The following is a 10,677-nucleotide window of genomic DNA, read 5'->3' as shown; positions in this document are numbered from 1 at the left end:
AAATGGAGCAGGTCCTTTTTAAAATAGATTTATGCCGCTATTTTTCGGATAGTAAGACCCGGATTGGTGGGGGCTGATTAAAGTTTCATTTTATTCTTTAAGAGCGAATAAATGAAAAATAAAATATCTAATAATATAGATAGAAATCCGCTTTTATACCTTTCATTAAAAGAATACTAGCATTATATATTATAAGGAATACTTGTCCTTAATTGTAAATGAAAGGGGGGAATTGATATGAGCTATGGCTATGGTCATCCTCCTGGAAGATGTCATAAACATCACAATGAAACTTTGTCAACGGGTGTATTACGTAGACATTCCGCTACGTTATTTCTTACTGTTGAAGCTATGAATGTTGATCCAGATGATACTCGTAGAGTAACAGTTGAAATGTTTGATTGGTCATCTGGTTCTCCGGTATTGTTACCATTAATAGACCCTTCAACACAAACATTGCCACCTAATCGATATGTTACTTTTCGTTCAGCAGCTCTTCCTCCAGCACTTTTTGCTTATGAAGTAAGAATCATTCGTCCGAAAGATAGAGATGTTGTTACGAATGTTTTTGGTCTTAGTGCAATCATATTTAACCCACAAGAAGGAAACAATGTTTTACAACATGATTTAGCAAAATTAGACCTTAAATAGATTTTATAAAAGTCTATTTATTGGACATGATTAAAAAAAGAGTAGGATGTAATCCTACTTTTTTTACGTTAATTAGAATTTTAAAAGAAATCCTTCATTATTTTAGCATCTTTAATATTCACTATCACACCTTCTACCTTATCTTTCTTCTCATCTTTAGCAATCGAAATTTGCTCCTTATTATCAGCCCACACAAGAAATTCTTCTTTTGAGTCATCTTTATATGTTACAGTAATAGTAGAATGTGCAGATTCTCTCTTTTTTTGATCTAGTGTGATTTGTTTAGGAGTGCCTTTTTGGACTGCTGAAACGATAGATTGTATCATTTTTTCGTTGTCTGTTTGAGATTTGGAAGTAGTATGATTTGTTGTTTTCAGTATTTCAATGTCTGTAATATTAGCAGAATTTAATTGAAAGGTATTTTGTTTATGCTCTTGCTTAACTTGTGAAGCTTTATCTGTAGCCGAGGTACTTGTACAACCTATTAAAGTGAAAGATAAAGCGGTTAGAGCGCATATAGATATGATTTTTTTCATAGTATCCCTCCTCAATTTTAATTATAACAATTTTCTGTTAATTTAGGTAGTTATTGTAAGGAGAAGATGTTTTAAAGTGGTAAATGATGATGTTCATTCTCTATTAAAATCAAAATTCACATAACTTTTTTCATATTTTATGTTTAACATTTCGAAAATGGGTGTACTACATATAATATAACAAATAATTCATTTTAAAGGAGGAAGTTAAAGATGGAAACGAAGTATAGTAAACCTTTTGTATATGAATTTATTACGGAGAAAGAGGTCATGAATGCGGCGAATGATCTAGTGAAGAAAGGGATAGACCAAAAAGATATTTACGTATTAACACATGAGAAAGAGAGGACAGATAGAATCGCAGACAATGCAGACGTGAATACAATTGGGATAAAAGAGGAGGGACTTGGGACAAGCATTATTAACGTCTTTCAAAACACAGGAGATCAGTTAAGAAATAAGATGCAAGAGTTAGGGCTTAATGAGGAAGAGGCGAACTTCTACGAAGAAAAGCTGGATGAAGGAAAAATCTTGTTATTCGTTAAGGATTTAGAAAGAGTCGGTGAATGGTTACAAGAAAGAAGATGCATGTATTCTATTTAAATTTGTATCCTGTAAATCTATAAATCTATTACGAAAAGGAGATTGTAAATATGAGTGAGAACGGACTAAAAGAACAAGTTAAAGGTAAAGTTGAAAAGAAAAAAGGACAAGTAAAAGAAGGAATTGGTGAAGTTACAGAAGATAGAGAGTTGAAAAATGAAGGGAAGTGGGAAAAAACGAAGGGAACGATAAAAGAAAAAGTCGGAAAAGTGAAACAAAAGATAAGTGATGGATTGGATAATAAAGAATGATACATGTTTATCAAGCTTTGGTTACATACCAAAGCTTGATAAATCAAATATAAAAACAATATAGGAGGTTTAATTGTGGGACTTATTATTACGTGTATTGTAGGTGGACTTATTGGTGCGTTAGCCGGAATGATTACGGGAAAAGACTTTCCTTTAGGTATAGTTGGTAATGTGATTGCTGGTTTAATTGGATCTTGGGTAGGTAGTGCGTTATTTGGTCATTGGGGTCCTGAATGGGGAGGCATCTTTATTCTTCCAGCGTTATTAGGTGCAATCGTCTTTATTTTAATCGTTACATTCTTCTCTAGAATGCTGCGGAAAGCGTAAGTATGATAATGAATAGTAATCTTAAGTTTATTATATATAACTATAAAGTGAATGAACTGATAAATATACATAAAAAAGCATCCAATTGAACTAATTTGGATGCTTTTTTAATGTAATCTGCATAGGAATGAGCGGGGGATGAAGGCCCCCGCTCATTGAAATTACACTTTTTATTATGTATTAAACCATCGTTACTTTTTCACAATTATTTATCTTTACGACCTGCCTTGGCTCTATATGAGATAAGTCCTCGCTATTACCTATATCAACTACAATTGTATTTGTTAGTATGTTAATAATGGAACCAACTAACGTTGTAGCATGATCGTGTCGATAAGAAAATTGAACAAAATCTCCCTTTTTAAAGTTGTGCTCTTCCATAGATAGATCCCCCTAAAAATAATGTTTATACATTATACATACACAAAATTATAAGTTTTAAACATTTATTAGTACGATTTAAGTGTTAAGCCGAGAAAGGTGTAGAAAATTTATTTATAATGAAAATAAAAAAATATGTTTAAAATTAATTTTTATGGGTAATTAAATAGTAAGAGTTTGAGATAAGGGGGCGGAAATGATGAATTTGGCAATAAATATTTTGCAAAATGATGTAGGTTATACAGTACAACTTAATGGTGAAATTGATGCTTATACGGCATCAGATTTGAAAAATAAGATTATGCCTATTGCAAGCGAAAAAGAGGTTCATATTGTAGTAGATTTTCATAACGTAGATTATATGGATAGTACTGGTTTAGGCGTTTTTATAGCTCTATTAAAAGCAGTTAAGAAAAATGATGGAAAACTAGAGTTTATCGGTGTGTCTAAAAGGCTAAAAAGATTATTTGATATTACAGGGCTAACAGAAATATTAAATTTGAATTCCGATTTTGAAAAAGTAGAAAGAAGGTGACTAGGGATGATGGAGAGATTTGAAAAGATAGAAATGAAAATTCCTGCAAAAGCAGAATATGTGGCTATTATTCGTTTAACAATGGCTGGTGTTGCGAATCGAATGGGCTTTGCTTATGACGATATAGAAGATATGAAAATTGCTATTAGTGAAGCATGTACAAACATTGTACAACATGCATATAAAGAAGACGTTGGAGAAATTACAATTGTCTTTGGCTTATATGAAGATCGATTAGAAATTATGGCTGCGGATAATGGAGTTAGCTTTGATTTTAATAGCTTAAAAAGTAAAGTTGGTCCGTATGATATTAATAAACCAGTAGAGCATTTGCCAGAAAATGGTTTAGGTTTATATTTAATCAATACGTTAATGGATGATATACAAATTATGCATGATGAGGGCATGACAGTTTTAATGACAAAATATATACAAAGAGAGCAGGTGGAGAATGATGGAAATCCAATCTCAACCTACAAATCTTACTAAAGAAGACGTTATTAAACTAATTGCAGACTTCCAACAAAACCAATGTGATGAAGCACAGGAAAGATTGGTTAATCACTATAAAAATCTTGTATACTCCATTGCATATCGCTATTCAAAAGGTGGGCCGATGCATGAAGATATTATACAAGTAGGAATGTTAGGGCTCTTAGGTGCAATAAGAAGGTATGATTATTCGATAGGGAATGCTTTTGAGCCGTTTGCAATACCTACAATAGTAGGCGAAATAAAGAAATATTTACGTGATAAAACTTGGGGTATTCACGTTCCAAGGCGAATTAAAGATTTAGGCGGGAAGATTAAACTTGCGATAGAGGAGCTAACAGATCGTTTCCAGCGTTCACCGAAGATTATAGAGATTGCAGATCATTTAGGACTATCCGAAGAGGAAGTGCTAGAAATTATGGATGCGAAAAATAATTATCGCGTATCTTCCTTAGATGATGTAGTTGAAAATTCATCTGATGGCAGTTCGGTAGCGAGGATTGAATCTGTAGGTGAAGTAGAGCAAGGATATGAAGAGACAGAAAGGCGTCTCGTTTTAAAGGATATTTTTAACGTATTAAATGACACAGAAAAGAGTGTTATTCATTATATATTTGGAGAAAATTTAAATCAAAAAGATACAGGGGAACGGTTAGGTATTTCACAAATGCACGTTTCTCGTATTAAAAGACAAGCGATAAGTAAATTGAAGCAAGCAGCATTTTTAGATACATAAAAATTTAAAATCATTATGTTTAAAACATGAGAAAAGGGGTAGTTATTAAATATAGGAGGAGATATAAAAATGTCACACGATGTGAAAGAACTAATAGAAGGATTGAATGAAGATTTAGCAGGAGAATACTCAGCAATTATTATGTATAACCATAATGCAGCTACAGTTTCTGGTATATATAGACAAGTGTTAAAACCTTTCTTTGAATCTGAAATTAGTGATGAACAAGGACATGCCCTATATTTAGCAGAGAAAATTAAGACGTTAGGTGGTACACCTACTACAATCCCTTTACCAGTGAAACAAGTAGAAGATGTTAGAGAAATGTTAAAATCCGCTAGACAATCAGAATATGAGACAATTAAGCGTTATGAAACGAGAAAAGAACAAGCAGCGAAATTAAATATGACAGAGTTAGTTGTAAAACTAGAAGATATGATTGCAGATGAAACAAATCATATGGAAGAATTAGATCGTCTTTTAAATGACAAAGCAATGGTGTTAAATTAATAGTGGAAATTTATAGAATGAAAGAACAAACTCTCATTTCTGGGGGTTTGTTCTTTTGCTGTATAAAAATTATGTTAGAGTAGGAAATTTTCATTTTGTAACTGAGTATGCAATACTAGAAAAATAGAAAATGATAATAGATTTACATTTTAAATAAGAAAAGGGGAAATAACTTGTGTCCATTTTAATTGTCGATGATAATCCGGTTAACATCTTTGTAATTGAAAAAATTTTAAAACAAGCCGGATATCAGGATCTTGTATCGCTGAATTCTGCACAAGAGCTTTTCGAATACATTCAATTTGGAGAAGATTCTTCCAGGTATAATGAAATTGATTTAATCTTATTAGATATTATGATGCCTGAAATTGATGGACTTGAAGTTTGTAGGCGATTACAAAAAGAGGAGAAGTTTAAAGATATTCCTATTATTTTTGTTACAGCTTTAGAGGATGCCAATAAATTGGCCGAAGCTCTTGATATGGGGGCAATGGATTATATTACGAAACCGATAAATAAAGTTGAATTGTTAGCGCGTATGCGTGTAGCATTACGCTTGAAATCGGAATTAAATTGGCATAAAGAACAAGAAGAAAATCTTCGGAATGAACTAGATTTAGCTACGCAAGTACAAAGAAACTTATTAAGTAGCCCATTAAGAGAAGATTATATAAAAATTGAAGCAAGTTACTTACCTTCATTTAAATTAGCTGGAGATATGTATTATTGGTATAAAATCGATGAAAACCGCTACGGTATTATATTATTAGACGTGATGGGACATGGTATATCTGCTTCATTAGTTTGTATGTTTATTTCGTCTGTATTACGTGAAACGATTAAATCTTTAATCGATCCAGAACTTGTCATTAAAGACTTAAATAAATATATGACTCTTTTACATAATGAGAATGACGATATTCCATATTATTTTACAGCGATATATTTAGTAGTAGATACAGAAAAGAGAACGATTGAATATGTAAATGCAGGGCATCCTTCTGGATACGTTTTAGTTGATGAAACAAATATGGTTGAACTAAATCGCGGGAGTTGTGCGGTAGGATTTTTTGATGAAATAAAAGTTGAAAAGATAGTTATACCTTTTGAGAAGAACGCTCAAATCGTATTGTTTACAGATGGTGTTCTTGAAGCAATTGCAAATGATGAATTTGAGGCTGAAGAGAAATTACGTACTTTTACAGAAAGAAAATGGGGAGATTTAGAAGGCGAGATAGAAGGGTTTTACAAGGAAGAACAAAAGAAAGCGCAATCAGATGATATGTGTCTAATTATGATACAAACGAATGCGAAATAAAAAGCGTATGAAATCCAAACAGAGGATTTCATACGCTTTTTATTGTATTTTTTGATAAATTTGTTCGCTAGGATTAAATTGGGTATAATGCGGCATTATATTTGAAAAACGAAGCGTTTCTTTATTTCCTAAACATAGAAAACCATTGTGACTTAAACTTTCATAAAATAGTTGCTGCACTTGATTTTGAAGTTTACTTGTAAAGTAAATTAAAACGTTACGACAAAGTATAATATGAAACTCGTTAAAAGATTGATCAGTTACTAAATTATGCTGTGCAAAAATAATGTTTTGTAAAAGTGATGGATTAAAATAAGCAAAACGATTATCTGTTGAATAATAGTTAGAAAATGCTTGTGTACCGCCAGCTTGTAAATAATTTTTCGTATAAGTTTGCATTTTATTTAACGGGAGGATAGCTTGTTTTGCTTTTTCTAACACATTTGTATTCATATCTGTTGCGTAAATAACCGACTTTTCACTTAATCCTTCTTCGTGAAGTAAGATGGACATTGATAATACTTCTTCACCAGTTGCGCATCCAGCATGCCAAATTCTAATTTCAGGTTGCTTTTTTAATTCAGGAATAACATGCTCTCTAAGCGCTTTAAAAAAGGCAGGGTTACGGAACATCTCAGTTACATTAATCGAGAAATCATTTAATAACTGTTCTAAAACCCCTTCCTCGTGAATTACTTTTTCAATTAATTTTGAAATGGTAGGGATATTAGAGAGCTGCATTCTATTACAAATTCTTCTATAAATAGATGTGCGAGCATATTGGCGAAAATCAAATCCTGATAGTTTAAATATTGCTTCTAATAGTAATTCAATTTCTAAGTTCGTGCGCTCATCTGTATCTACTGATGGATCAAAATTATAATACTTATTTTCCACTCCAACTAAACCTCACTTATTTTATTAACCATACACTCATTACCGAATAGAGTTGATGTAGATTTAATGGTTTACTTATATAATCTGAAGCGCCAGCAGATAAACATTTTTCCTTATCATTTGGCATTGCTTTAGCAGTTAATGCGATAATAGGTATTTCACTTAACCCTAAGTTCATTCGGATATTTTCCATCGTTTCATAACCGTCCATATTAGGCATCATAATATCCATTAAAATAAGGTCAATATTTGTATTGCTTTTTAGTATTTCTAAACACTCTAAGCCGTTTTGGGCAGTAATAATGTTGGCATTTTGTTTTTTTAATGCATTTTGTAACGCAAATATATTTCGATGATCATCATCGACAATTAAAATGGTTTTCTCTTGGAAGACGTTATTTGTTTCGGTAGTAACGATAGTTTCTTCAACAACTTCAGCAGGAATAACATCTTCTATCGTTGCCGCGACTTCTAAATTGGATAACTGTATATCATGTAATCCATTTGGAAGGTTAGGAATATATACTGTAAAAGTACTGCCTGCTCCTACATGACTCTCTAACGTAATCCAACCACCTAACAATCTAGCAAACTCTTTACAAATAGATAAACCTAATCCTGTACCACCATACTTCCGAATCGTTGCGCCATCTGCCTGCTGAAAGGCTTCGAAAATAAGTTGATGCTGTTCTTTAGCGATACCAATACCAGTATCTTTTACTGAAATTGTAATCCAATCTTTACTTATAGACTGCATATCATGACTCAAATTACTTATTTCTATTGAATCGAAATGTAAAGAAACGGATCCTTTTTCGGTGAATTTAAATGCATTGGATAATAAGTTTTTAATAATTTGCTCAATCCGTTTTGCATCTGTATAAAACAGATCCGGAATGGTGTCACTGTCTTTAATCGTAAATTCGACATTTTTTTGTGCAGCGATATGTAAGAAGTTTTGATGCATACTTGCTGCCATATCACTTATATTCGTTGCTTCGAAAATGACATCTAGTTTCCCAGCTTCTACTTTCGATAAATCTAGTATGTCATTAATTAAAGTAAGTAAATCTTTCCCTGATGAATGAATGACGGTTGCTAATTCAATTTCATCATCGGATAAATGATTATCATGATTTTCTTTTAACATTTCAGATAATAGTAAAATACTATTTAACGGTGTGCGTAATTCATGTGACATATTGGCTAGAAATTCAGATTTGTATTTTGAACTACGCAACAACTCACTTGCTTTTTCTTCTAATTCTGATTTAGTAATTTGTAAGTCAGCTGTCTTTTGCTCCGCCTCTTCCGTTCTAGACTCTAATTGTTCATTCGTTGTTCTTAATTCTTCTGCTTGCATTTGTAGTTCTTCTGCTTGCGTTTGCAATTCTTCTGATTGAACTTGTAACTCTTCTGTCATTGCTTGTGATTCATGTAAAAGAGTTTGAATTCGCATACGTCCCATAATGCTATGGATTGTTAAACCTAGATTATCAACGGTTTGTTGAATTAAATCTTGATGTAAATCTGAAATCTCAGTTACACTTACTAACTCCATTACTGCGATCACTTCATCCTCAAATAAGATAGGGATGATTAATAGATTTTTAGGGCGTATTTCTAATACTCCACTAGTGACATAACGAAACTCTTCGGGTATGTCTCTGAGAATAAAACTTTTCTTTTCTAAGGCAGACTGTCCAATGAAACCTTCACCCATTTGAATGGATTGTTTCCCAATATCAGCACCTTGATCGGCGAAAGAAGCTTTCTTCACATAATAGACAGTGTCTTCAATTTCTTCACGTACATAAAATGCACCGCAAGAAGTTTGCGTTTTTTGTATCACTCCACTAAGAATTTTGTTACCTAACATCTCAATAGAAGATACACCTTGATACATTAAAATTAATTCTGCAAGCTCAGTTTGTAACCATTCTCTTTTCGATATTTCGTCTAGTAAGTGATTCGTTGTATGAGCAAGATCTTTTATTTCATCACGTGTGTTTACATGAATTCTTTCCGTGATTTTTTCTTTAGAAGAAATGGATTTAATAGCTTGAATTACATTTTTAATCGTTTTTGTAATGGAATTAGAAATATAAAGGGAAACAATAATGGAAATGCAAGAAAGTAAGAACAATAAACTGTATAACCAAATCTCTAATTTATTATTTTCAGTATCTAATTGTGCTGCTCTTTTTTTCGTTAATTGCTCCTCAGTGCTACGGAAGTTAGTTACCTGTGACTGTAAGGACTGAATTTGAGTCGTGTCGATTGTTTGTACATTATTACTATTATGATTTGCAATTAACGGGTGAATCTCTTTATTTATCCAACTAATAATATTTTCGTTAATCTGTTTTAATTTTTCTTGCTGAGATGGGTTATCCTCTAATAATGAGAAAAGATCTTGATAATGCTTTTCGTAATCCTTTTCCGCAGAATTAAGAGATTGTACGTAATTTGGATTATTAGAAATGATAAACCCTTTCGCTTTATTTTCAATTGTTAGTAAATCTTTCTCCACTTGATTTGTTAAATTGAGAACTTTAAAATCGTGCTCAATAATAAAATTACGAGATTTTTGTAAATTAGAAATCTCATTGTTCAACATAATGAAAGAAATAAGTAAGAACAAAATGATAACTAAATAACCAGCCATAATTTTGTAACGAATACTAAATTTTGCTTTTGATTTCATCAAAAATTCCTACCTTCAAGATTATTAAAAGTTTTCAATCGTAAAGAATGAAAACGTAATATATATTATATCAGTTTTCATAAGGCCAAACTAGAAATCCCCCTATTATATTAGGGGGGCGTTTTTCATAGAGGAAATCATTTTGAAATATAAAACTATATATGAAAAGTAACAATCGAGGGAACAGGGGATAACAAAACTTTTAAGAAGGAAAGAGTGTTCTTAAAGCTCTTTTTGCATCTATTCCTTCAAAGATAAATAATACAAGCTCTCTCTTTTTTACAGTAAGGAAAAAGGATACTAGAGTGCTTAAGTTTTTAATAGAAGTAAGTGTTCCGTGTTTACTTATAAATACATTCGTTTGAAATGTTGTCATTAAAGCATAAAAATGATGAATCTGCGTTATTGTAGGTATTTCATTATAAGAAATAGTAGTAGAGTGAATGGCGTTCATCGTAATATTCCTTTCCATATAGTAAGCATAACAATATAAACATACCCGTTTTAAAAAATGTTAAACATATAAATAAGAAAAAATATAATTATAGTTTTTTACGTTTAGAAAAGGTTAGGAAGGGTATACATATACTACAAAGAGATTGACTGAAGATGAATTGTAAGTTAGTAGATTAGTCTATCAAAATATACTTTTACTTTAAATAAAAAGGAGCCTGGTATACATGAATGAAATGATGATTGATATTACATTTGATTTAATTTACTTGTTAAGTAG

At 31.7% G+C, this 10,677-nt stretch carries 14 protein-coding genes; 9 read left to right on the top strand and 5 right to left on the bottom strand.

Going from position 1 to position 10,677, the window contains the following annotated elements; translation table 11 throughout:
- Positions 1-237 precede the first annotated feature (237 nt).
- Positions 238-651, top strand: a complete 414-nt coding sequence (locus tag GBN78_RS25945; protein WP_000120203.1) for a hypothetical protein — start codon at positions 238-240, stop codon at positions 649-651.
- A gap of 80 nt (positions 652-731) precedes the next feature.
- Here GBN78_RS25945 and GBN78_RS25940 read toward each other — a convergent pair whose 3' ends face one another.
- Positions 732-1,187, bottom strand: coding sequence for a hypothetical protein (locus GBN78_RS25940; protein WP_000720857.1), 456 nt, complete (start codon positions 1,185-1,187; stop codon positions 732-734).
- Between the two features lie 213 nt (positions 1,188-1,400).
- Between GBN78_RS25940 and GBN78_RS25935 the strand changes: the two genes are divergently transcribed.
- The 3 genes from GBN78_RS25935 (at position 1,401) to GBN78_RS25925 (ending at position 2,368) form a co-directional block, all read left to right on the top strand.
- On the top strand, positions 1,401-1,790 hold the full coding sequence (locus GBN78_RS25935; protein ID WP_000448812.1) for a YflT domain-containing protein: 390 nt from the start codon (positions 1,401-1,403) through the stop codon (positions 1,788-1,790).
- 50 nt (positions 1,791-1,840) lie between these two features.
- Positions 1,841-2,041 carry a CsbD family protein gene (locus tag GBN78_RS25930; RefSeq protein WP_001293469.1) on the top strand — a complete coding sequence of 67 codons (201 nt, stop codon included), beginning with the start codon at positions 1,841-1,843 and terminating at the stop codon, positions 2,039-2,041.
- A 75-nt stretch (positions 2,042-2,116) separates the two neighbouring features.
- Entirely contained in the window at positions 2,117-2,368 is a 252-nt protein-coding gene (locus GBN78_RS25925) for a GlsB/YeaQ/YmgE family stress response membrane protein (protein WP_000522902.1), read from the top strand.
- A 180-nt stretch (positions 2,369-2,548) separates the two neighbouring features.
- Here the strand turns inward: GBN78_RS25925 and GBN78_RS25920 are convergent, their stop codons facing one another.
- Complete coding sequence (locus GBN78_RS25920; RefSeq protein ID WP_000391014.1) at positions 2,549-2,749, bottom strand: hypothetical protein; 201 nt, start codon at positions 2,747-2,749, stop codon at positions 2,549-2,551.
- Between the two features lie 196 nt (positions 2,750-2,945).
- Here GBN78_RS25920 and rsbV point away from each other — a divergent pair, with 196 nt between their 5' ends.
- The 5 genes from rsbV (at position 2,946) to GBN78_RS25895 (ending at position 6,340) form a co-directional block, all read left to right on the top strand.
- Positions 2,946-3,284, top strand: coding sequence for an anti sigma b factor antagonist RsbV (gene rsbV, locus GBN78_RS25915; RefSeq protein ID WP_001986277.1), 339 nt, complete (start codon positions 2,946-2,948; stop codon positions 3,282-3,284).
- Between the two features lie 6 nt (positions 3,285-3,290).
- A complete protein-coding gene (rsbW, locus tag GBN78_RS25910; RefSeq protein ID WP_000970580.1) occupies positions 3,291-3,773 on the top strand; it encodes an anti-sigma B factor RsbW in 483 nt (160 codons plus the stop codon).
- Positions 3,736-4,512, top strand: a complete 777-nt coding sequence (gene sigB, locus GBN78_RS25905; protein ID WP_002093898.1) for an RNA polymerase sigma factor SigB — start codon at positions 3,736-3,738, stop codon at positions 4,510-4,512. Before rsbW ends, sigB begins: the two co-directional genes overlap by 38 nt.
- A gap of 69 nt (positions 4,513-4,581) precedes the next feature.
- A complete protein-coding gene (locus GBN78_RS25900) occupies positions 4,582-5,022 on the top strand; it encodes a ferritin-like domain-containing protein (RefSeq protein WP_000017758.1) in 441 nt (146 codons plus the stop codon).
- A 175-nt stretch (positions 5,023-5,197) separates the two neighbouring features.
- Positions 5,198-6,340 carry a fused response regulator/phosphatase gene (locus tag GBN78_RS25895; protein WP_000025536.1) on the top strand — a complete coding sequence of 381 codons (1,143 nt, stop codon included), beginning with the start codon at positions 5,198-5,200 and terminating at the stop codon, positions 6,338-6,340.
- Positions 6,341-6,379: 39 nt separating this feature from the next.
- Here GBN78_RS25895 and GBN78_RS25890 read toward each other — a convergent pair whose 3' ends face one another.
- The 3 genes from GBN78_RS25890 to GBN78_RS25880 all read right to left on the bottom strand — a co-directional run bounded on the left by GBN78_RS25890 (position 6,380) and on the right by GBN78_RS25880 (position 10,398).
- Positions 6,380-7,237: a CheR family methyltransferase gene (locus GBN78_RS25890; protein WP_000429034.1), complete on the bottom strand. Its 858-nt coding sequence runs from the start codon at positions 7,235-7,237 to the stop codon at positions 6,380-6,382.
- Between the two features lie 16 nt (positions 7,238-7,253).
- Positions 7,254-9,944, bottom strand: a complete 2,691-nt coding sequence (locus tag GBN78_RS25885) for an ATP-binding protein (protein WP_000836698.1) — start codon at positions 9,942-9,944, stop codon at positions 7,254-7,256.
- A gap of 202 nt (positions 9,945-10,146) precedes the next feature.
- Positions 10,147-10,398, bottom strand: coding sequence for a hypothetical protein (locus tag GBN78_RS25880; protein WP_000991347.1), 252 nt, complete (start codon positions 10,396-10,398; stop codon positions 10,147-10,149).
- Positions 10,399-10,677 lie beyond the last annotated feature (279 nt).

It is taken from the genome of Bacillus sp. B2-WWTP-C-10-Post-4, from assembly GCF_009183805.1.
Lineage (GTDB): Bacteria > Bacillota > Bacilli > Bacillales > Bacillaceae_G > Bacillus_A > Bacillus_A cereus.
The sequence above is the reverse complement of the archived record's forward strand: the minus strand, read 5'-3'. Positions and strand labels throughout refer to the sequence as shown.